The 20,994-nt window shown below is 70.2% G+C and carries 17 protein-coding genes and 3 pseudogenes; 17 read left to right on the top strand and 3 right to left on the bottom strand.

Annotated elements, in window-relative coordinates:
- Window positions 1–43 precede the first annotated feature (43 nt).
- Window positions 44–1,423, bottom strand: a complete 1,380-nt coding sequence (locus tag AC3EO7_RS17650; protein WP_431969145.1) for a DUF349 domain-containing protein — start codon at window positions 1,421–1,423, stop codon at window positions 44–46.
- Window positions 1,424–1,688: 265 nt separating this feature from the next.
- Between AC3EO7_RS17650 and AC3EO7_RS17645 the strand changes: the two genes are divergently transcribed.
- The 9 genes and pseudogenes from AC3EO7_RS17645 to AC3EO7_RS17605 form a co-directional block, all read left to right on the top strand.
- Window positions 1,689–2,450 (top strand): class III extradiol ring-cleavage dioxygenase family protein, encoded by a 762-nt coding sequence (locus AC3EO7_RS17645; RefSeq protein WP_435591786.1) that lies wholly within the window; start codon window positions 1,689–1,691, stop codon window positions 2,448–2,450.
- Window positions 2,447–3,457 carry a tRNA (adenosine(37)-N6)-dimethylallyltransferase MiaA gene (gene miaA, locus AC3EO7_RS17640; RefSeq protein WP_435591785.1) on the top strand — a complete coding sequence of 337 codons (1,011 nt, stop codon included), beginning with the start codon at window positions 2,447–2,449 and terminating at the stop codon, window positions 3,455–3,457. The genes AC3EO7_RS17645 and miaA overlap by 4 nt, the downstream gene beginning before the upstream one ends.
- Window positions 3,454–4,290: a TrmH family RNA methyltransferase gene (locus tag AC3EO7_RS17635; RefSeq protein WP_431969139.1), complete on the top strand. Its 837-nt coding sequence runs from the start codon at window positions 3,454–3,456 to the stop codon at window positions 4,288–4,290. The genes miaA and AC3EO7_RS17635 overlap by 4 nt, the downstream gene beginning before the upstream one ends.
- 31 nt (window positions 4,291–4,321) lie before the next feature.
- Window positions 4,322–5,203, top strand: coding sequence for a diaminopimelate epimerase (gene dapF, locus AC3EO7_RS17630; RefSeq protein ID WP_435591883.1), 882 nt, complete (start codon window positions 4,322–4,324; stop codon window positions 5,201–5,203).
- A 168-nt stretch (window positions 5,204–5,371) separates the two neighbouring features.
- The gene (gene hflX / locus AC3EO7_RS17625; RefSeq protein WP_431969530.1) at window positions 5,372–6,808 is read left to right on the top strand and encodes a GTPase HflX; all 1,437 of its coding nucleotides are present in this window, start codon (window positions 5,372–5,374) and stop codon (window positions 6,806–6,808) included.
- Between the two features lie 341 nt (window positions 6,809–7,149).
- A complete protein-coding gene (locus tag AC3EO7_RS17620; protein ID WP_435591784.1) occupies window positions 7,150–8,010 on the top strand; it encodes a lysophospholipid acyltransferase family protein in 861 nt (286 codons plus the stop codon).
- A gap of 180 nt (window positions 8,011–8,190) precedes the next feature.
- Window positions 8,191–8,787: pseudogene (locus AC3EO7_RS17615) on the top strand (alpha/beta hydrolase); the annotation flags it as partial.
- Window positions 8,788–9,028: 241 nt separating this feature from the next.
- Window positions 9,029–10,174 carry an acyl-CoA dehydrogenase family protein gene (locus AC3EO7_RS17610; protein ID WP_431969134.1) on the top strand — a complete coding sequence of 382 codons (1,146 nt, stop codon included), beginning with the start codon at window positions 9,029–9,031 and terminating at the stop codon, window positions 10,172–10,174.
- Window positions 10,175–10,288: 114 nt separating this feature from the next.
- A pseudogene (locus AC3EO7_RS17605) lies at window positions 10,289–10,687 on the top strand (acyl-CoA synthetase); the annotation flags it as partial.
- Window positions 10,688–10,850: 163 nt separating this feature from the next.
- Here the strand turns inward: AC3EO7_RS17605 and AC3EO7_RS17600 are convergent.
- The gene (locus AC3EO7_RS17600) at window positions 10,851–11,495 is read right to left on the bottom strand and encodes a histone deacetylase (RefSeq protein ID WP_435591783.1); all 645 of its coding nucleotides are present in this window, start codon (window positions 11,493–11,495) and stop codon (window positions 10,851–10,853) included.
- A 79-nt stretch (window positions 11,496–11,574) separates the two neighbouring features.
- Window positions 11,575–12,663, bottom strand: coding sequence for a YeiH family protein (locus AC3EO7_RS17595; protein ID WP_435591782.1), 1,089 nt, complete (start codon window positions 12,661–12,663; stop codon window positions 11,575–11,577).
- A gap of 120 nt (window positions 12,664–12,783) precedes the next feature.
- On the opposite strand from AC3EO7_RS17595, the gene AC3EO7_RS17590 reads away from it, so the two are divergent.
- From AC3EO7_RS17590 to fdxA, 8 genes and pseudogenes are all read left to right on the top strand, one after another.
- Window positions 12,784–13,701 carry a LysR substrate-binding domain-containing protein gene (locus AC3EO7_RS17590; protein ID WP_431969128.1) on the top strand — a complete coding sequence of 306 codons (918 nt, stop codon included), beginning with the start codon at window positions 12,784–12,786 and terminating at the stop codon, window positions 13,699–13,701.
- Window positions 13,702–13,835: 134 nt separating this feature from the next.
- Window positions 13,836–14,621, top strand: a complete 786-nt coding sequence (locus tag AC3EO7_RS17585) for a GntR family transcriptional regulator (protein ID WP_431969126.1) — start codon at window positions 13,836–13,838, stop codon at window positions 14,619–14,621.
- 11 nt (window positions 14,622–14,632) lie between these two features.
- Window positions 14,633–17,298 (top strand): annotated as a pseudogene (locus tag AC3EO7_RS17580) (fumarate reductase/succinate dehydrogenase flavoprotein subunit).
- On the top strand, window positions 17,298–17,525 hold the full coding sequence (locus AC3EO7_RS17575) for a 4Fe-4S dicluster domain-containing protein (protein WP_435591781.1): 228 nt from the start codon (window positions 17,298–17,300) through the stop codon (window positions 17,523–17,525). Before AC3EO7_RS17580 ends, AC3EO7_RS17575 begins: the two are co-directional and overlap by 1 nt.
- Before the next feature lie 21 nt (window positions 17,526–17,546).
- Window positions 17,547–18,968: an ABC transporter substrate-binding protein gene (locus AC3EO7_RS17570; protein ID WP_431969122.1), complete on the top strand. Its 1,422-nt coding sequence runs from the start codon at window positions 17,547–17,549 to the stop codon at window positions 18,966–18,968.
- A gap of 34 nt (window positions 18,969–19,002) precedes the next feature.
- A complete protein-coding gene (locus AC3EO7_RS17565; RefSeq protein ID WP_435591780.1) occupies window positions 19,003–19,878 on the top strand; it encodes an ABC transporter permease in 876 nt (291 codons plus the stop codon).
- Window positions 19,875–20,651 carry an ABC transporter ATP-binding protein gene (locus AC3EO7_RS17560; RefSeq protein ID WP_435591779.1) on the top strand — a complete coding sequence of 259 codons (777 nt, stop codon included), beginning with the start codon at window positions 19,875–19,877 and terminating at the stop codon, window positions 20,649–20,651. The genes AC3EO7_RS17565 and AC3EO7_RS17560 overlap by 4 nt, the downstream gene beginning before the upstream one ends.
- Window positions 20,648–20,983: a ferredoxin gene (fdxA, locus tag AC3EO7_RS17555; RefSeq protein ID WP_431969116.1), complete on the top strand. Its 336-nt coding sequence runs from the start codon at window positions 20,648–20,650 to the stop codon at window positions 20,981–20,983. Before AC3EO7_RS17560 ends, fdxA begins: the two co-directional genes overlap by 4 nt.
- The last annotated feature ends 11 nt before the right edge of the window (window positions 20,984–20,994 follow it).

Raw genomic sequence — 20,994 nt, 5'->3', positions numbered from 1 at the left:
CCCGGCCGAAAGACGTTGGCCGCCAACCGGAATCGCGCGCGGGTCAGCGGTTGCTGACGGCGCCCTCCGCGGCCTCGGCCCACTCGCGCCACTGCTTGGCCTGTTCGAGCGCCTTTTCGGCGTCGCGCTGCTTGCCCGCCGCCTGCGCCTTGGCCGCCTGCTCCTCGAACTGGGCGACCTTCTCGCGGAACTGAGCGGCGCGCGCCACGGCCTCGGGGTCGGTGCGCCGCCACTGGGCGTCCACCGCGTCGCGGACCCGCTTCTCGATGGACCGCAACTTGCCCTCGAGCTCCTGGATGCGTTCCCGTGGCACCTTGCCGATGGCGTCCCACTTGTCCTGTAGCTCGCGCAGCTGCGCCCTGGCGGCATCGAGTCCGGTCGCCGGGTCGATGTGCTCGTAGGCGTGCAGCAGCTCCTCCTTGGCGGACGCGTTCGACTCGAACTCGGCGTCGCGCTCGGAGACCGCGGCGTTGCGCGCCGCGAAGAACACGTCCTGGGCGCTCTTGAAGCGCCGCCACAACGCCTCGTCGGCCTCGCGGGGCGCGCGGCCCGCGGCCTTCCACTCGGCGAGCAGGTCGCGGAAGACGGCGGCGGTCCCGACCCAGTCGGTGGAGCCGGACAGTTCCTCGGCCTGCACGCACAGCTCTTCCTTGCGGCCCTTGGCGGCGGCCCGCTCGCGGTCGAGTTCGGCGAAGTGCGCGCCGCGGCGGCGGTTGAAGGATTCGCGGGCCTTGGAGTAGCGCTTCCACAGCGCGTCGTCGACCTTGCGATCCACGCCGCGGATGGACTTCCATTCGTCGAGGATCTCGCGCAGCCGGTCGCCCGCGGCCTTCCACTGGGTGGATTCGGCGGCGATCTGCTCGGCCTCGGCGCAGAGCGCTTCCTTGCGCTCGGTGTGCTCGTGGCGGGCGCGCTCCTTCTCCTCCTTGGCGTGCGCGGCCGCTTCCTCGGAGTGCTCGGTGATAGCTTGCAGCCGCTTGGCCAGCCCGTCGATGTCGCCGATGACGGCGGCGGTGGGCAGCGATTCGGCCAGCGCCAGCGCGGCGGCCTTGGTCTTGCGGGCGTCGGCGCCCGCGGCGAGCCGCGCCTCCAGCAGCGCGACCTCGGTGGCGAGGTCGTCGAAGCGGCGGCCGAAGTGCTCGAGGCCCTCGGCGGCGTCGCCGGCCTGCCAGGAGCCGACAATCCGTTCGCCCTCGGCCGTCTTCACCCAGGCGGTGCCGTCCTCGTCGACCCGGCCCCAGCGGCTGGGGTCGGTGACGGTGGGCACGACCACCGCGTGCGGGTGCTGCTGATCGGCTGGGCCCGGTGCGGGCTTGACCGCGTGGGGCTTGGGATGAGTTTTCTGGCCACCGGGCTTCGGGGCACCGGAGGGGCGCGGTGTCGTGCCGGGAGTGGCCTTCGCGGTTCCGTTGCTGTCGGTCATCATTCTCCGTCCCTGCCGCGCGTCACGGCTGCCTGGTTACGCCCTAGCTCATCCCATTGAACCCGGTCCGAGCCCTCGAGACCATTGATCCACGCTCTCTCCGAGATGAAACCCCGGGCGGACAACCCCTGGTGACCTGGGTTGTCGCATGTCGACACTATCAATCTCGGGGCGAATTGACGCTACAGACACTCGAAGCCGACCGGCGGGCGTCTCGGTACCGCCGTGCGCCGGGCCCGCGGGCCGAACAGATACGGTTTATCGCGTGTTCAGTATTGCGGCCCTGGTCCCGTCGCCGCCGATCCTGGTGCCCGAACTCGGCGGCGATGCGGCGCTCGGAGCCGGGGCGGATCCGGCCGACCCGCCCGCCGTGTTGCGCGCGGCCGCGTTGAACGCCGCCGGGGAGCTGGCGGCGGTGACGCAGCGGTGGACGGTGCTCGGCATCGGGACCGCAGACGGTGTGCTCGGTCCGGAATCGGCGGGAACTTTCCGCGGTTTCGGCGCGGACGTGCGGGTCGCGCTGGCCGACGCGCCCGGGTTCGCTCCGGATCCGCAGCTTCCGTTGCCCGCCTTGATCGCCGGATGGTTGCGGGGGCGCGTCGCGCCGGCTGCCCGCGCCACCGCGCGTCTGATCGCGCCCGACACCGCCCCCGCGCGGTGCCTGGAGCTCGGCGCGGAGCTACGTGCGGAGCTGGACGCCGACGACGAGCCGCGCGGCGTCCTCGTCGTCGCCGACGGCGCCGCCACCCTGACCGTCAAATCGCCCGGCTATCTCGACGAGCGCGCCGTTCCGCTGCAAGCCGAGCTCGACTGCGCGCTGAGCGCGGGCGACCGGTCGGCCCTGCGCGCGCTCGATCCCGGGCTGTGCGCCGAGCTGGCCGTATCGGGGCGGGCCGCCTACCAAGTCCTGGGCGGTCTGTTCGCCGCGGATCCGTCGGACCCATCCGTCGAAACCCACTACCGGGACGCGCCGTTCGGAGTTGGCTATCACGTGAGCGTCTGGCGACCGGAGAGGGAGGTGCGATGAGCGTGCCGATCGCGGTGGTCGGCCCCACCGCCACCGGCAAGTCCGATCTCGGACTCGATCTCGCGGCCCGCCTCGACGGGGAGATCGTGAACATCGACGCCATGCAGCTCTACCGCGGCATGGACATCGGCACCGCCAAGCTGCCCGTCGCGGAACGGCGCGGCATCCCGCACCACCAGCTCGACGTGCTCGCGGTGACCGAGACCGCGAGCGTGGCCACCTATCAGCGCGCGGCGACCGCCGACGTCGAGGACATCATGACCCGCGGCCGCACGCCGGTCATCGTGGGCGGCTCGATGATGTACGTGCAGGCGCTGCTGGACGAGTGGGAGTTCCCGGCCACTGATCCGGCGGTGCGCGCCCGGTGGGAGCGGGTCTTGGCCGACGACGGCGTTGCCGCCGTGCACGCGGCGCTGCGCTCGGCGGATCCGGTCGCGGCCGCCACCATCCTGCCCACCGACGGCCGCCGCATGGTGCGAGCGCTGGAGGTCGTCGAGCTCACCGGGCAGCCGTTCGCGGCCTCGGCGCCGACCATCGGCGCACCGCGCTGGAACACCGTCATCCTGGGCGTCGACCGCGACACCGCCGAACTGGACGCGCGCATCGAGCGACGCACCGCGCTGATGTTCGAGACGGGACTGGTCGACGAGGTGCGCGGACTGATCGATCAGGGCCTGCGCGAGGGCGTCACCGCGCGCAGGGCCATCGGCTACGCGCAAGTCCTCGCCTATCTGGACAACGAATACGACCTGAACCACGCCGAGGAACACACTTTCATCGGCACCCGCCGCTACGTGCGCAGGCAGCGCTCCTGGTTCCGCCGCGATCCCCGGGTGCGCTGGGTGGACGGCGCGGATCCTGACCTGCTCGGCGCGGCGCTGCGTGCGATCGAAACGCCGAGTGCGATCGAAACACCGAGTGCAATCGACACACCGCATGCGATCGGAACGCCGCGCGCGATCGAAACGCCGGGCGCGATCGACAGCACAGAACGGACCCCTCAGTGACCAGACGCGTCAGCACCCGCAACGCTTCCGTGCAGGTGTGGCAGGCATACCTGAACAATCGCACCAAGCGCCACCGCGACAGCCGGTTCCTGGTGCAGGGCGTGCGCCCGATCACCCAGGCGCTCGCCAACGGGTGGCCGCTGGAGACGCTGCTCTACCGGCTCGGCGCGCCGGACCTGTCCGGCTGGGCGAGGGAGGTGCTCGACACCACCGACGTGCCGCAGGTTGGCTTGGTCCCGGAGTTGATGGCGGAGCTGGGCGAAAAGGCAGGCGGGGTACCGGAATTGGTGGCCGTCGCGATGTCGCGTCAGCCCGAGCTGGAGACCTTCGAGCCCGGCGAACCCGGCGAGGACCCGCCGGTCGTCGTGGTGTTCGACCGGCCCAACTCGCCGGGCAATCTCGGCACCTTGATCCGGTCGGCGGACGCTTTCGGCGCGTGCGCGGTCATCGTCACCGGCCACGGCGCCGACCAGTACGACCCGCACTCGGTGCGTGCCTCCACGGGCTCGCTGTTCGCGGTCCCCGTCTACCGTGCCGCCGGGCCCGCCCAGGTGCTCGAACTGCGCGATCGCCAGATCGCGCGCGGCATTCCGACCCGGATCGTCGGCACCGACGAGCACGGGACGCACGCGGTGTTCGACCACGATTTCACCGAGGCCACCATCCTGGTCATCGGCAACGAGACCAGCGGGATGAGCGCCGCCTGGCAGGATGCGTGCGACGACCTGGTGTCCATCCCGATGGGCGGCACCGCGAGCTCGCTCGGCGCGCCCTCGGCCGCCGCGGTGGCACTGTACGAAATTTCCCGGCAGCGCCGGACGTTTGCCAGATGACGACCATGAGGAGAGCACACGCGTGACGGACATCGAATTCACGAAGGGGCACGGCACCCAGAACGACTTCGTGGTGCTGCCCGACGAGGATGTCCGGCTCGACCTGACCCCGGACCGTGTCGCCGCGCTCTGCGACCGGCAGCGCGGTCTCGGGGCCGACGGCGTGCTGCGGGTCGCGCGGGCCGGTGCGCTGCGGGACGCGGGCGTGCTCGCCGACCTGCCCGAGGGCGTCGGCGCGGACGACTGGTTCATGGACTACCGCAACGCCGACGGCTCCCTGGCCGAGATGTGCGGCAACGGCGTGCGGGTCTTCGCGCACTACCTGGCCGCGACCGGTCGCGAGCCGCGCGCGGAGTACGTAGTGGGCAGCAGGGCGGGCGCCCGGCCGGTCACCGTGCACGCGGGCGGCCCGGTCGAGGGCGAGGTGACCGTCACGATGGGCCGGGTGAAGGAACTCGGGGAATCCACGGCGACCATCGCGGGTTGGCCGTATCCGGGGATCGGCATCGATGTCGGCAATCCGCATCTGGCCTGCGTGGACGCCGGGCTGTCGGCGGAGGCGCTCGGCAAGCTCGATCTGACCGTCTCGCCCGGCTACGACCCCGACCTCTTCCCGCACGGGGTGAACGTCGAGATCCTGACCCCGCTGGACGCGGACCGCGCGGTCGACATGCGCGTCTACGAGCGCGGTGTGGGCGAAACCCGTTCGTGCGGAACGGGAACCGTGGCGGCGGCCGCGGCGGCGCTGGCCGCCGATGGCTTCCGCATCGCCGAGGACACCGGCCAGGTGACGGTCCGGGTGCCCGGCGGCGCGGTCACGGTGCGCCTCGAAGGCGGGTCGGCATGGCTGCGCGGGCCCTCTGTGCTGGTCGCCACCGGCACGCTCGCCGAAGATTGGTGGAACGGACGCTGAGCGCGCCCGGCGAATAACGGAATGCGCCCGGTGGTCGTACCGTGGCAGCATGGATGGTGTATGAGGAATTCAGAGACGTATGACATCAATCCGGCCGACGACGATTTCGTCGACTCGGCCGACGACACCGAGCGCTCCGGTGACGTGGTGGCCGAACGTGCCGCCCGGATGAAGCGCAACGGCTGGACCGAAGAGCCGACGGTCGGCGAGCTGCAGCTGGACGAACGCAGCTCGCTGCGCCGCGTCGCCGGTCTGTCCACCGAGCTCACCGACATCACCGAGGTCGAGTACCGGCAGCTGCGCCTGGAACGGGTCGTGCTGGTCGGCGTGTGGACCTCGGGCTCGGTGGCCCAGGCCGAGGCGAGCATGGCCGAGCTGGCCGCGCTCGCCGAGACCGCCGGTTCGGAGGTGCTCGAGGCGCTGATCCAGCGTCGCGACCGTCCGGACCCGGCCACCTACATCGGTTCCGGCAAGGCCGACGAGCTGCGCTCCGTGGTGCTGGAGACCGGCGCCGACACCGTCATCTGCGACGGTGAACTGACCCCGGCCCAGCTGACCGCGCTGGAGAAGGTGGTCAAGGTGAAGGTGATCGACCGGACCGCCCTGATCCTGGACATCTTCGCCCAGCACGCCACCTCCAGCGAGGGCAAGGCGCAGGTCGCCCTGGCCCAGATGGAGTACATGCTGCCCAGGCTGCGCGGCTGGGGTGAGTCGATGTCCCGGCAGGCCGGTGGTCGTGCGGGCAGCAACGGCGGCGTGGGTCTGCGCGGTCCCGGTGAGACCAAGATCGAAACCGACCGTCGCCGCATTCGCGAGCGCATGGCCAAGCTCCGGCGCGAGATCCGGGAGATGAAGACCGCCCGCGAGACCAAGCGGGCGCGGCGCTCGTCCTCGGGCATCCCGCAGGTCGCCATCGTCGGCTACACCAACGCGGGCAAGTCCAGCCTGATGAACGCGCTCACCGGCGCGGGTCTTCTGGTCCAGGACGCGCTGTTCGCGACCCTGGACCCGACCACCCGGCGCGCCGACCTCGACGACGGCCGCGAGGTCGTGTTCACCGACACCGTCGGGTTCGTGCGGCACCTGCCGACCCAGTTGGTCGAGGCGTTCCGCTCGACCCTGGAGGAGGTCACCGGCGCCGATCTGCTGCTGCACGTGGTGGACGGCTCCGACTCGCTGCCCGCGGAGCAGATCAAGGCCGTGCGCGAGGTGATCACCGACGTGATCAAGGAGCAGGGTTCGGCCGCCCCGCCGGAACTGCTGGTGCTGAACAAGATCGATGCCGTCGATCCGATGGAGCTGACCAAGCTGCGCGCCCTGCTTCCGGACGCCGAGTTCGTCTCGGCCCAGTCCGGCGAGGGCATCGACAGCCTGCTCGACCGGCTGGCCGAGGTGCTCGGCGGGCTGGACGTCGAGGTCGGCGTGCTGCTGCCGTACACCCGCGGCGATCTGCTGGCGCGCATTCACGCCGACGGCCGGATCCTGTCCTCCACCCACGAGGAGTCGGGCACCAGGGTCAGGGCGCGGGTACCGCACGCGTTGGCCGCGGCGCTCTCGGAATACGCCCACGCGGGCGGCGACGGCGCGGCGCCCATCGAAGGGTAGCCCGCGGTGCGCTCCGCCGAGGGACGGAAAATAGAACCGACCGTCACGTTCGGTCTCCGGCGGATGCCGGACGTGACGTGTCGGATCTCTGTACGGCGGTGTTCGATCTGCGCTCGGACTACGTTCGGCCACAAGGGGATTCGACGTCGAATTGCTGCGGGGCCGCCGATTCGGCGCAAGCCGGTGTTGTGACCGGCCACACAAATCGATCGCCCGTGTTGCAACGTGTTCCAAAGCCATCGGGTAGGGTGGGCCCGAAGCCGTATTCGATTGCGGCGCAGGGGACGTGAAATTCCGTACGACGATGTGCTGGGATCCGACATGCGATGGGGTAGCCACCTATGCCTGAATCCTCGCCTACCGCGGTGGTGTTGACCGACGGGGCGCCACTCGAGGTGCGTCTCGACGAGACCGACATCCGGCTGATCGAAGCCTTGCTCGCACCGCTGCGAGCCTGGACGAGTCCACGCTTCTACGGCCTGGACAACATTCCCGCCGACGGCCCGGTGCTGCTGGTCGGCAACCACAATCTGATGGGCGGCATCGACGCTCCGCTGCTCATGCCCGAGGTGCTGCGCCGCCGCGGCAGGCTGATCCGCGGCCTCGCCGAGAACGTGCTGATCGCGGTGCCGGGCCTACGCCACTTCCTGCACTACTACGGCGCGGTCCGGGGCAACCGGCACAACTGCATGGCGCTGCTCGCGCGGGGCGAGGCGGTCATCGTCTTCCCCGGCGGCGGGCGCGAGGCGGTGCGCCGCAAGAACGAGAAGTACCTGCTCAAGTGGGAGGGGCGCAGCGGCTTCGCGCGGATGGCGATCGAGGCGGGCGCCCCGATCGTGCCGGTCGCGATGATCGGCGTGGACGACGCCTACGACATCGTCTTCGACGGCGACCACCCGGTGATGCGCCCGCTGCGCTGGACGGTCGAGGCGCTCGGTCTCAAGCGCGAGCTCACCCCGCCGCTGCTGCGCGGTCTGGGTCCGACGCCGATCCCCCGTCCCGAACGGTTCTACTTCTCCGCGGGCGCGCCGATCGATCCGGCGCCCTGGCGCGACGCCGACGATCTCGACGCCGCCGCCACCGATCTGCGTGATGTGGTGCGCAAGGGGCTCGAGGAGGAGATGAAGTTCCTGTTCGCCGAGCGCGAGCGCGACGCGGGCCGCACCCTGGTCGGCCGGGTGCGCGGGTTGCTGCCTTTCTGAGCCAATATCAAGAATCAGCTTGGCAATCTCTCAGCTACAGGTACGTAGCGTGGGGAGATGAGCAGGAGAAGAATCAGATCGGCCGTCACGGCCGGCGCGGCCGTGCTCGTCTGCGGCGTCACCGCGACGGTCGCCGGAAACGCGGCGGCGACGACGAACGACTCGCTCGCCGCATCCGGAATGTCACTGCGCGCCAACGCCTCCCGCATCACCGGCAGCACCGTGCTCGACGGCCGCAGCCTGCGGCTCGAGGTGTACTCGGCCGCCATGGACCGGACGATCGAGATCGACGTCCAGCGTGCGGCCGACACCTCGGCGCCACGCCCGACGCTGTACCTGCTCGACGGCGCGGGCGGCGGTCAGGATACGGCCACCTGGCAGCAGCGGACCACCGCGCTGGAGTTCCTCGCCGACAAGAACGTCAACGTCGTCCAGCCGGTCGGTGGGGCGTGGACCTACTACACCGACTGGCGAGCGCCCGATCCCGTGCTCGGAGTCAACAAGTGGCAAACCTTCCTGACCGACGAGCTGCCGCCGTTGATCGATCGCGCGCTGGGCGCGAACGGTACGAATGCCATCGCGGGACTCTCGATGTCGGGAACCTCGGTGCTGCAACTGCCGATCGCCGCGCCGGGACGCTACCGCGCGGTCGCGGCCTACAGCGGCTGCGCTCAGATCAGCGACCCGGTCGGCTACAACTTCGTCAGAACGGTCGTGGCCACCGGCGGCGGTGACACGGCGAACATGCCCTGGGAGGACGCGCTCGTCGCGTCGTGGCCGGTGCTTGCCAAGGGCCTCGACCTTCCCGCCTGACCTCGTTTCAATAGCGAGAAGCTATTGAAACCTAGGTGCTCAGGTTTGTCGGGAATCGGCGCGAATATGTCGACGATGGCGCTACCCATGCCAGGTGAGCGCGCGAATTTCAGACGTGAAGTGAACTGTCATTCGTGCTCCGGGTAACGTATGCGGTAACGACGGGTCGGTGTGGACCGCCCGGTGTGGTCACTAGGAGGTTGGTGTGGAGCGCACACTGTTCGAGCCCGAACACGATCTGTTCCGGGAGTCGTTCCGCAAGTTTCTCGATCAGCACGTCGCGCCGAACCACGCGAAGTGGGAAGAGCAGGGCATCGTCGATCGCGCGGTCTGGCTGGAGGCGGGCAAGCAGGGCTTCCTCGGTATGGCCGTCCCGGAAGAGTACGGCGGCGGCGGGGTGAAGGACTTCCGCTACAACTCGGTCATCACCGAGGAGTGCGTGAAGGGCCAGTACTCCGGCCTCGGCTTCTCGCTGCACAACGACGTCGTCGCGCCGTACCTGCTGGAGCTGGCCAACGACGAGCAGAAGCAGCGGTGGCTGCCCGGGTTCTGTTCCGGCGAGATCATCACCGCCATCGCGATGACCGAGCCCGGCACCGGCTCGGACCTGCAGGGCATCAAGACCCGCGCGGTGCGCGACGGCGACGACTGGATCCTCAACGGCGCCAAGACCTTCATCACCAACGGCATCAACGCCGACATCGTCATCGTCGTCGCCCAGACCGACCCCGAGAAGGGTGCCATGGGCTTCAGCCTGCTGGTGGTCGAGCGCGGCATGGCGGGCTTCGAGCGCGGCCGCAACCTGGACAAGATCGGCCTCAAGGCCCAGGACACCGCCGAGCTCAGCTTCACCGACGTGCGGGTGCCCGGCAAGAACCTGCTCGGCACCGAGGGCATGGGCTTCATCCACCTGATGCACAACCTGCCCCAGGAGCGACTGTCCATCGCCGTCATGGCCGCCTCCGCCATGGAGGCCTCGCTGGAGATGACCTGCCAGTACGTGCGCGACCGGAAGGCGTTCGGCAAGCCGATCGGCGCGCTGCAGAACACCCGCTTCGTGCTCGCCGAACTGGCCACCAAGACCACGGCCGTGCGCATCATGGTCGACCGCTTCATCGACGACCTCAACGCGGGCAAGCTCTCCGCCGAGGATGCCGCCATGGCCAAGTGGTGGAGCACCGAGGAACAGCTCGACCTCATCAACCGCTGCCTGCAGTTGCACGGCGGCTACGGCTACATGAAGGAATACCCGATCGCCAAGGCCTACATGGATGCCCGCATCCAGACCATCTACGGCGGCACCACCGAAATCATGAAGGAGATCATCGGCCGCTCCCTGAACTTGGCCTGATCTCTGCCTTTCGCCTCCGGCCGCACGGAATACCGTGCGGCCGGACCCGTTTCCGGGGCGGACGTGTTCGGCGTGAAGGACGGGCGCACGGCACGGCACGGGGACATCGCGTCGATGTTGCTGGACCGGCTCGATGACGATCGGCTCGGGCTGCGCACGCGCGCCCGCGACTGGACATGGGACGCGGTGGTGCGGGAATCGGCCGCACGCGCGGCACTGGCTCGGGAGTTGCGGCGCGAGGGGCCTTTTCATATCGGCGTGCTGCTGGACAACGTCCCCGACTTCAGCTTCTGGCTGGGCGCTGCCGCGCTGGCGGGCGCCACCGTGGCAGGCATCAATCCGACCCGCGGCACCGCTCAGCTCGAAGACGACATCCGACCCGTGGACTGCCAGATCGTCGTCACCGATACGGCGGGGATGCGTCGCTTGCGCGATCTGGATGTGGGGCTGGAACACGATCGGTTCCTGGTCGTGGACGATCCCGCCTACGCGGAGCTGGTGGAGAAACACCGCACCTAGTAGCGGTGGTCGATCCCGAAACTCTGCGGGACTGCGAAACCGCCGGCTGAACGAACACGGCCGAGTGCTGAACGCGGACGAGGCCATCGGTGAAATCGTGGACAAGGCGGGAAGCCTGGTCTTCGAGGGCGCCGCCGGACGCTTTCCGGGGCGAGCGTTATCCGGCGGGAACGGGCGGGGGATCCGTGGTGCGGAGGAGGTTGGCGACGGAGGTGGGAGTCCAGTGCAGGTCGGCGCCGGGACGGGTGGCGAGGTAGGCGGCGGTGCGGGGGAGCGGCCAGCCGTGTGATTCGGTGATGCCCGCGGCGAGGTGGCGCAGGTAGGCGGGGGCGGGTGGGTTGCCGGGAAGGTCGGTGTGGCGCCAGGGGGCGGTGCAGGTGAGGATCGGGTGGCCGTCGAGAGTGCCCGCGCGGACCAGGGTTTCGTAGCGTCCGGGGCCGAGGGCGGTGCGACCGTCGGCGAGCACCTCGGTCAGGTCGAGATCCTCGCCCGGCGGGCGATACATCTCTTGGGCGACGATGTCGGAGAACTGCGCGGCCGTCAGCAGGTAGGCGCGGACGGCCGTCTCGCCCGCGGCGTCCGGCGCGTAGAAGGCCCGGCCGCCGGTCCAGGTGAGCGATTCGGTGGCGAAGTAGAGCAGGCCGGGCAGCACGAGCGGGCGGGACCGCCGCGGGCCGGAACGGTCGCGGCATCCGGGCAGTTCGATCGCGCCGCCTTCGGGCCTGCCGCCTTCGAGATAGCAGTGCAGGCGGCGGTGATGCATGTTCGAGCCGTAGGCGGCGTACCACACGAGGCACGTCACCCTGCCATTGTCCCTCGTTCCGACGGGCGCCTGCCCGACGACGGCGGGCGCTGAGAGTGGCTCTCGTCACCCGAATACTTCAGAGCCACCCGGTGAGCTGCTGCAAACCCAAGCACGACACGGCGAGCACCAGCCCGAGCGCCCCGCCGAATATCAGCGGCCGCACGCCCGCCGTGCGCACCCGTTGCCACGAGAGCGACGTCCCGATCGCCGCCAGCACCGCCGCGATCAACCACGCGCTCACCGCGCCCAGCGGCCCCGACCACGCTTCGGGCACCAACCCGAACCCGGCGATCACCGAGGCCGCCACGAAGAGCACCACGAACAGCGGCACCACTTGCCATGCCGCGCGGCGGTGGTCGGTCTCGGCCTCGGCTTGCCCGGCGCTGCGTCGCCCAGCGTCAGGTTGGCCGGCGTCGTGTTGCCTGGCGCCGCGTCGCCCACCGCCGGAATTCCCGGTGTCGCGCTGCCCCAGGTGCAACCCCACGCACATCGGCACGATCAGCAGACTGCGCACCAGTTTCACGATCACCGCGAACTGCGCCGCCGCGGGCCCGAAGATCGCGCCCGCCGCCAGCACCGACGAGGTGTCGTTGATCGCGGTGCCCGCCCACAGCCCGAACGCCTCCTCGGACATGCCGAGCAGTCGGCCGAGCGGCGGAAAGGCCAGCACCGCAAGGACGTTGAAGACGAAGATGGTGCCGAGCGCGTAGGCGACCCGCTCCCGGTCCGGCTTGATCACCGCGGTCGCCGCCGCGATCGCCGACGCGCCGCAGATCGTCGTCCCCACCGCGACCAGCGTCGCCGACTCCCGATCCAGCGCCAGCATCCTGCCGACCACGACCGCGGCGACCGCGCCCGCCACGACGGTCCCGACCAGCACCACCGCCGTCTGCCGCCCCACGCTCAGCACCGCGCCGAACGGCAGCCCCAGGCCGAGCAGCACGATGGCGAGCCCGAGCACTCGCTGCCTGGTCACCGCGAGCCCCGGCCCGAACACGCCGTCCTCGTCCACCGACCGCCTACGCGCGAGCCCGACCAGCGCCCCGGCAGCGAGCGCGAACACCGGCGCTCCGATCACGGGCGCGGCCCGGCCGATCAGCGTCGCGGCGGTGGCGAGCCCGGCGACCAGCGCCAGCCCGGGCAGAAGGCGAGGAAAGCAGCACACGCTTTCACCCTCGCGCCGCGCATGTCACCCAGGTAGAGAGCGCTTTCGGAGGACCTCATAAGATCTGCTTATGTCCGTCCACCACGCTCCGGGCCGCCGCCGGGCCCATAATCGGTGCCCATGACGCTGCCGCCGGGAACGCCCGATCTGGATGTTCTCGATCTGCTCGTCTCCGTCGCCGAACTCGGCAGCCTCGGCGCGGCCGCGCGCCGCCATGGCATCAGCCAGCCCGCCGCCAGCATGCGCATCAGCGCGCTGGAACGCAGGTTGCACCTGCGGCTGCTGGACCGTGGGCCGACCGGTTCGGCGCTGACCGAGGCGGGCCGCGCGGTGGTCGATCACGCGCGCCCGGTGCTCGAGGCCGCCCGCTCCTTCGGCGTGGCGGTTGCCGCCCTGCGCGCGGGCAGCGTCCCGCGATTGCGCGTGGCGGCCTCCAAAACCATTGCCGACCATCGGATTCCGCAGTGGTTGCAGGCACTGCGCGGCATCCACCCGGAGGTGACGGTCGCGCTGGAGGTGGCCAACAGCAGCCAGGTCATGGACCTGGTCCGTAGCGAGGCCGCCGATATCGGGTTCGTCGAGGGACCGCATCCGCCCGCGGATCTCGGCAGCCGGGTGCTCGGCACCGACGAACTCGTCGTCGTGGTCGCGCCCGCCCATCCGTGGGCGCGCCGCCGCAGGCCATTGTCGCTGCGGGAACTGACCGCCACGCCACTGCTCTGGCGAGAGCCGGGATCGGGGACCCGCGATGCGGTCTGGGAGGTGCTCGGCGTCCACGGCGAGCCCGCAAGACCTGCCTCGGAACTGGGCTCGGCGGCCACGATCCTCGCCGCCGCCCGCGCGGCGGTGGCGCCCGCGGTGGTCAGCAGACTGATCGCCGCGCCCGAACTCGAGCGCGGGACGCTCGTCCAGGTGCCGCTGACCGATGCCACCGCGCTGACCCGGCAGTTCCGCGCGGTCTGGCGGTCGCGTTTCCCGCCCGCCGGTCCGGCGAAGTTGCTGGCCGAGATCGCCGCGCGCAACGAATCGGACAGCTGAGTCAACTGGTGATACTCGGGAGGGCTCGGGTGTTTTCGCAGGTGGAAGACCTGCGCCGGGATCCGGAACTGGCGTAACCATCCGGTAATCGCCGGAAACGTCGCGCGTAACGATCCGTTTCCAGCATTTGCCGCATGACAGCCAGAACGTATCCCGGCACCGGACGTCGCTCGGCGCCCGCTCGGCGGGTGAGGGACATTCTGCGGGCGCGCATTCGCAGCGGTGTCTACGGCAACCGGCCGTTGCCTTCGGAGAGCCAACTCGCGGCCGACTTCGACACCAGCCGCAATATCGTGCGCGACGCGCTGGCCCTGCTGCGCGACGAGGGACTCGTCGACCGGGTTCCCGGCGCGGGCACGTTCGTGGTGGCCGACAAGGCCGTGCAGGGCCTGGACCGCCTGCGCGGCTTGGCCGAGACCTTCGAGACGGGCAGCGACCGCGTGGTCAACACGGTCCTGCTGGCCGAGCTCGTACCCGCCACCCCGATCGTCGCCGAGCGACTCGAGCTGGAACCCGGCACGCCGGTGGTGGCGCTCGAACGTGTCCGCCATCTCGACGGCGCGCCGCTGTCGTTGGATGCCAGCTACCTCACCGCCGACGTCGGCGCGCCACTGCTGGAGTGCGATCTCACCGGCTGCGACGTCTTCGGCCTGCTGGAGGCGGAACTCGGTCTGCCGCTCGGCTCGGCGGCGGTGTCCATCGAGGCCGTCGCGGCCGACCCGACGGTGGCCGGTCTGCTCGCGGTGCGGCCCGGCTCGCCGCTGCTGTTCCTGGAACGACTCACCTACACCGATTCCGGCCGGCCCATCGACCTCGAGTACGTGCGCTATCGCGGCGACCGGTTCTCGCTGTCCGGCCGGCTGCACCGCATCCCGGTCACACCGAATCGCGGTGCGGCCGAACCGAAGGAAAGGGGCTGATCCGGATGTCGATGGACATTCCACCTGTCGCGGGACGCCGAGAACTGAGCTGCGACGTGCTCGTCGTCGGCGGCGGCACCGCGGGCACCATGGCCGCGCTGACCGCGGCCAGGCACGGCGCCGACGTGCTGCTGCTGGAGAAGGCGCACGTGCGCCACTCCGGGGCGCTGGCGATGGGCATGGACGGCGTCAACAACGCCGTCGTGCCCGGCAAGGCGAGCCCGGAGGACTACGTCGCCGACATCACCGTCGCCAACGACGGCATCGTCAACCAGCGCACCGTCTATCAGACCGCCACCCGCGGCTTCGAGATGGTGCAGCGGCTGGAGGGCTACGGCGTCAAGTTCGAGAAGGACGAGCACGGCGAGTACGCGGTGCGCAAGGTGCACCGATCCGGCAGCTACGTGCTGCCGATGCCGGAGGGCCGCGACGTGAAGAAGGTGCTGTATCGCACCCTGCGCGCCCGCGACGTCCGCGCCAAGGTGACCATCAGCAACCGGGTGATGCCGGTACGGGTGCTCACGGTGGACGGCCGGGCCGTCGGCGCCGTCGGATTCGATACGCGGACAGGCGAATTCGTCACCATTTCGGCGGGCGCGGTGATCCTGGCGACCGGCGCGTGCGGTCGCCTCGGACTGCCCGCCAGCGGCTATCTGTACGGCACCTACGAGAACCCGACCAACGCGGGCGACGGCTACGCGATGGCCTATCATGCGGGCGCGGAGCTCTCCGGCATCGAGTGCTTCCAGATCAACCCGCTCATCAAGGATTACAACGGTCCCGCCTGCGCCTACGTCGCGAATCCGTTCGGCGGCTACCAGGTCAACGCCGAGGGCAACCGGTTCGTCGACTGCGACTACTGGTCCGGGCAGATGATGGCCGAGGTCAAGCGGGAACTCGACAGCGCGCGCGGCCCGATCTACCTCAAGCTGAGCCACTTGCCCGACGCGACGATCCAAGAGATCGAGGGCATTCTGCACACCACCGAGCGCCCGACCCGCGGGACCTTCCACGCGGGTCGCGGCACCGACTACCGCACCAGCGACATCGAGATGCACATCTCCGAGATCGGTTTGTGCAGCGGACATTCCGCGTCCGGCGTGTGGGTCGACGAGCACGCGGCCACCACCGTGCCGGGTCTGTACGCGGCGGGGGACATGGCCTTGGTGCCGCACAACTACATGATCGGCGCCTTCGTCTACGGTGACATCGCGGGGGAGAGCGCGAGCGAATACGCTCGCGGCGCGGCGCGACCCGGGCTGCCGGAGGATCAGATCGAGGCGGCGCACGCGCTGATCTACCGTCCGCTGGGCAATCCGGACGGTCCGCCGCAGCAGCAGGTCGAATACAAACTGCGCCGCTTCGTCAACGACTACCTGCAACCCCCGAAGACACAGAGCTACCTCACCCTCGGCCTGGCGGCGTTCGAGCGGATGCACGCCGACATCTCCCAGATGAGCGGGCACACCCCGCACGAGCTGATGCGGTGCGCCGAGGTGACATTCATCCGTGACTGCGCGGAGATGGCGGCGCGGGCGTCGTTGCGGCGCACCGAAAGTCGATGGGGGCTCTACCATCAGCGCTCCGACTGGCCCGCGCGCGACGACGCGGAATGGTTCTGCCACCTCAACCTCTATCGCGGCGAGTCCGGCGACATGCGGTTCCTGACCCGTCCGGTGGCGCCCTACATCGTTCCGGTGCCCGGCTTCACGCGGCCCGACGGCGTTCCCGACGTCGCGGCGCCGGAGCTGGTCGGCGCGTGGAGCGCCCGATGAGCGCCCGGCTGCTCGAGCTGATGGACCTCGCCGACGAGTGTCCGCAGCTGTCCGAGCTGAGGCCGTTCCTGACCGACGCCGATCCGGAGGTGCGCCGCACCGCGCTCTCGGTGCTCAGCGAGACCACCGAAGAGTGGGCGGAATCCTCGCCGCTGGTCGCGGCGGGCCTGTCCGATCCGGATGTGTCCGTGCGCCACGCCGCCATCGGTCTGCTCACCGAGTTGCTCGAAGTCCTAGTCGCGGGAACGGAATTCGACGCGGCCCTGCATGTCGCGGTGACGGCGCAGGAACCCGCGGTGCGCGCCGCCGCGATCGAGGCGCTGTGGCGGCACCGCCGCACCGACGCCGCGGAACTGTCCAGCTGGTTCGCCGACGCCAACGCCGAGGTGCGCCGCACCGTGGTGGCCGGTTTCACCTCGGTGGACGCGCTCGTCGAACTCGATGCCGCGGCCGCCGACCCGGCGCCGAACGTCCGCATCGCGGTCGCGAAAGGCGTTGCTGCGGTGGGCGATCCGCGCGGCGCGGCGACCCTGATCCGGCTGGCGGGCGACCAGGACCCGTTGGTTCGGGCCGCCGCGCTGACCGCGCTCGCCCGGACCGGCTGCGGCGACGACGCCGCGGCCGTCGCGGCGGCCGCCCTGGACGATCCCGCCTGGCAGGTGCGCCAAGGCGCGGCGATCGCACTGGCCGTCGCCGACCCCGATCTCGCCGCGCCGCGGCTGATCTCGGCCGTCACCGACGGCAATCTCGACGTCCGCAAAGCCGCCGTGCGCGGTCTGGCCGAGCGGATCGCCGAACGACCGGAGGTCACCGCCGCCCTCCGCACCGCACTCGAGGACCCGGACGCCGATGTCCGCGCCTTCGCACGCATCGGCATAGCCAACTCCGGAAAGGAACTCTGATGGCCCAGGTCAACACCCGTATCGACGTCCCAGTCACCGTCGACGAGGCCAAGTGCATCGACGGCTGCACACTCTGCGTCGACATGTGCCCGCTCGACTCGCTCGCGATCCACCCCGACACCGGCAAGGCGTACATGCACGTCGACGAGTGCTGGTACTGCGGACCGTGCGCCGCGCGCTGCCCGGTCGGGGCGGTCACCGTGAACATCCCCTATCTGCTGCGCTGAATCCGGGCGGAGGAACACACGATGAGGACACCATCCACCCGGCTCACGGCCCTGCTGCTCGGCGCCGTCACCGCGACCACACTGCTCACGGGCTGCGGCTCCGGCGGCGACGACAACACGATCACCGTCGACATCGGCTACCAATCCAAGACCATCAACACCGTCACGGCGGGCACGTTGCTGCGCGACCGCGGCGCCTTCGAGGCCAAGCTGGCCGAACTCGGCAAGGCCAAGGGCGTGCGCTACCGCGTGGAGTGGAAGGACTTCGCCTCCGGCCCGCCGCTGACCGCGCAGATGCTCGCCGGTCAGGTGGACATCGGCTCGATGGGCGATGCCCCGATCCTGGTGAACGGCTCCAAGACCCGCGACCATCCCGACGTCGCCTCGGAGCTGATCGCGGTCACCGGCTACAATCTGCGCGGTTCGCTGAATCAGGTGGTGGTTCCGGTGAATTCGCCAGCCGCCACGCTCGCCGACCTGCGCGGCAAAGTGGTCTCGACCAGCGTCGGCTCGGCCGCGCACGGCATGCTCGCCACCGGCCTGTCCGCCGCGGGGATGAGCCTCGACGACGTGAAACTGCTCGGCCAGGATCCGCCCGTCGGCGCCTCGGCGCTGCAAGGCGATCAGGTCGCCGCGCTGGCGCAGTTCGTGCCGTGGCCACAGAAGCTGGTGTTCGACGGCAAGGCCCGGCTGCTCTACGACGGCGGCAGCGCGAACATCCCGACGTTCCACGCCGTGGTGTCCACCAAGCGATTCGGCGTCGAGCACCCGGAGGTCGTCGAGGCGTTCCTGGCCGCGCAGCGTGAAACGACCGACTATCTCAATCGCAACCCGCTGGCCGCGGCGCAGCGCGTCGCCGAGATCACAGGCATACCGGCCGAGGTCGTCTACCTGTACAACGGGCCGCACGGTCTGGTCAGCTTCGACCCGACCATCAAGCAGCCGCTCGTCGACGGGCTGGGCAGGCTCCTGCCGTTCCTGAAAAGCCTTGGCGCGCTGGCCGATCTGAACTTGGACGAGTTCGTCGAGGACAAGTATCTGCGCGCGCTCTACGGCGCCGACTACGACGCCGAGCGCGCCGACATCGCCCCGCCCAGCCCGTTGACCGGCGTCGACCCGGTCTGCGGAGGGACGTTGGACGATCCGGCCACCGCCTCGGAGGTGTGGTTCGCCGGACAGGACAGCACCTCGGTCGCGAGGACGCCGAGCTGTCTGCTGCGCCAGATCGCCGAGCGCGGCGGCGAGGTCCGCGCCGCCTATGTGCCCGACGCCGCGACCGGCATCCGGATCTTCGCCGCCACCGCCACCTGGGTCAGCGATCCGGCGGGCGCGCCCGAGCAGCGGCTCCGGCCGTTCGCCGTCGCGGCCGATGCCGAGCGCTACGCGGGCGCCCATCCGGGCAGCACGGTCCTGGACTACCGCGCCGCACTCCAGGCGCGCTGATCCGCACCACTTTTCGAGATCGAGGAGGTCAACCATGACGGTATCCGCGGAGCCGATTTCCGCCGCACCCGCCGCGTCCACCGAAACCGTGACCACGACCCGCCCGCGCAGCGGGCAATCCCTCCGAAACCCCGTGCCGCCCAAGCTTCGTGCCGCACTGCTCACCGCGGTGCCGCTGGCCGCGCTCGTGCTGCTCTGGTACCTGCTGACCACCAACCAGGTGGTGTTCTGGCTGCGCTTCGACAAGGTCCCGACACCCGGCGCGGTGTTCGAGTCCTTCCGCGCGCAGCTGGGCACCGGGTCGTACTACAGCAACATCCTCGCCAGCACCCGGCGCATCCTGGTCGGCTTCGGCCTCGCCACCGTCGCGGGCGTGCTGATCGGCATGGCCATCGGCCGGTCGGCGCTGGTCAGCGCGCTGGTACGACCGGTCGTCGAGGTGTTCCGCCCGATTCCCGCGATCGCGCTGGTACCGCTCGCCATCCTGCTGTTCCCCACCGGCGAGCAGGGCATCGTGTTCATCACGTTCTTCGCCGCGTTCTTCCCGGTGACGGTCAGCACCATCCACGCCATGCACGCCCTGCCCAAGGTGTGGGAGGAAGCGGCCCGCACGCTCGGAGCACGCCGCGGGACCATCCTGTTCCAGATCGCGCTGCCCGGTGCGTTGCCCGGCATCTTCTCCGGGCTCTCGGTCGCCATGGGCGTCGCGTGGATCTGCGTCATCAGCGCCGAGATGATCTCCGGCCAGTTCGGCATCGGTTACTTCACCTGGCAGTCCTGCGGTCTGCTCGACTATCCGAGCGTGGTGGTCGGCATGCTCTCCATCGGCGTGCTCGGCTGGGCCACCGCCTTCCTTGTCGAACTGGTCGGCCGCCGGGTCAACCGCTGGCTGCCGAGGGCCGTCCGATGAGCGCCGGAGCGGCCGTGCGCCTGACCGGTCTGCGCATCGCCTACGGCGAAAGCCTCGCCGCGGAAGTCGATCTCGCGGTCGATCCGGGAGAGATCGTGGTGTTGCTCGGGCCGTCGGGCTGCGGCAAGTCCACCATCCTGCGAGCCATGGCGGGACTGCTCCCGCCGATCGGCGGCACCGTCTCGGTGGACGGCGCCACCGTCGGTGCGGCGGCCGACCAGTGCGCCATGGTGTTCCAGGAGGATGCGTTGCTGCCCTGGCGCTCGGCACGCAAGAACGTCGAATTCGCGCTGAAATTGCGGGGCGTGCCGCGCGGGCGACGCCGTGCCGAAGCGCTCGACCTGTTGGACCAGGTCGGTCTCGCGGGTTACGGCGACCACCTGCCCGGCGCGCTGTCCGGCGGCATGCGTCAGCGGGTGCAGCTGGCCCGCACATTGGCCGCGCAGCCGCGGGTGCTGCTGATGGACGAGCCGTTCGGCGCACTGGACGCCCAGACGCGCGCGGACATGCAGCGGTTGCTGATCTCGGTGTGGCAGCGGCACAAGACCACCGTCCTGTTCGTCACCCACGATGTGGACGAGGCGCTGCTGCTCGCCGACCGCGTCGTCTTGCTGACGCCGCGGCCCGCCCGCATCCAGCGCGTCATCGAGATCGAACACCCGAGGGCGCCCGGCGCCCGGTTCGAACCCGAATTCGCCCGCAGGCGTTACGAAATCCTGGCCGCGCTCGGCGAGACCGCCGACGCGGCGATCGAAGTGAGGAGCGCGTCATGACCTTCGTGATCGGCGCCGCCTGTGTCGACGTCATGGACCGGGCGTGCGTGGAGGAATGCCCCGTGGATTGCATCTACACCGGAGGGCGGATGGCCTACATCCATCCCACCGAATGCGTGGATTGTGGTGCGTGCGAGCCGGTCTGCCCGGTCGAGGCAATCTATCTCGACGCCGACATCCCGGAGGGGCAACGGGCTTTCGTGGCCGAGAACGCCCGGTTCTTCGACCAGCCGCTGCCCGGCCACGACGCCGCGCTCGGCTCTCCCGGCAGCGCCGCGAAGATCGGGGAGCTCGGGGTCGACACGCCGTACGTGGCGGAGTATCGGTCGTGAGCGCGCCGCAA

The organism is Nocardia sp. bgisy118 (genome assembly GCF_057708605.1).
This window is presented reverse-complemented; position numbering and strand designations above follow the sequence as displayed.

Excerpts from the sequence above, each read along its gene's own strand:
- AC3EO7_RS17650 (WP_431969145.1), bottom strand. The coding sequence starts at position 1,423 with ATGACCGACAGCAACGGAACCGCGAAGGCCACTCCCGGCACGACACCG.
- miaA (WP_435591785.1), top strand. The coding sequence starts at position 2,447 with ATGAGCGTGCCGATCGCGGTGGTCGGCCCCACCGCCACCGGCAAGTCC.
- hflX (WP_431969530.1), top strand. The coding sequence starts at position 5,372 with ATGAAGCGCAACGGCTGGACCGAAGAGCCGACGGTCGGCGAGCTGCAG.
- AC3EO7_RS17620 (WP_435591784.1), top strand. The coding sequence starts at position 7,150 with ATGCCTGAATCCTCGCCTACCGCGGTGGTGTTGACCGACGGGGCGCCA.
- AC3EO7_RS17590 (WP_431969128.1), top strand. The coding sequence starts at position 12,784 with ATGACGCTGCCGCCGGGAACGCCCGATCTGGATGTTCTCGATCTGCTC.
- AC3EO7_RS17585 (WP_431969126.1), top strand. The coding sequence starts at position 13,836 with ATGACAGCCAGAACGTATCCCGGCACCGGACGTCGCTCGGCGCCCGCT.
- AC3EO7_RS17575 (WP_435591781.1), top strand. The coding sequence starts at position 17,298 with ATGGCCCAGGTCAACACCCGTATCGACGTCCCAGTCACCGTCGACGAG.
- AC3EO7_RS17570 (WP_431969122.1), top strand. The coding sequence starts at position 17,547 with ATGAGGACACCATCCACCCGGCTCACGGCCCTGCTGCTCGGCGCCGTC.
- AC3EO7_RS17565 (WP_435591780.1), top strand. The coding sequence starts at position 19,003 with ATGACGGTATCCGCGGAGCCGATTTCCGCCGCACCCGCCGCGTCCACC.
- AC3EO7_RS17560 (WP_435591779.1), top strand. The coding sequence starts at position 19,875 with ATGAGCGCCGGAGCGGCCGTGCGCCTGACCGGTCTGCGCATCGCCTAC.
- fdxA (WP_431969116.1), top strand. The coding sequence starts at position 20,648 with ATGACCTTCGTGATCGGCGCCGCCTGTGTCGACGTCATGGACCGGGCG.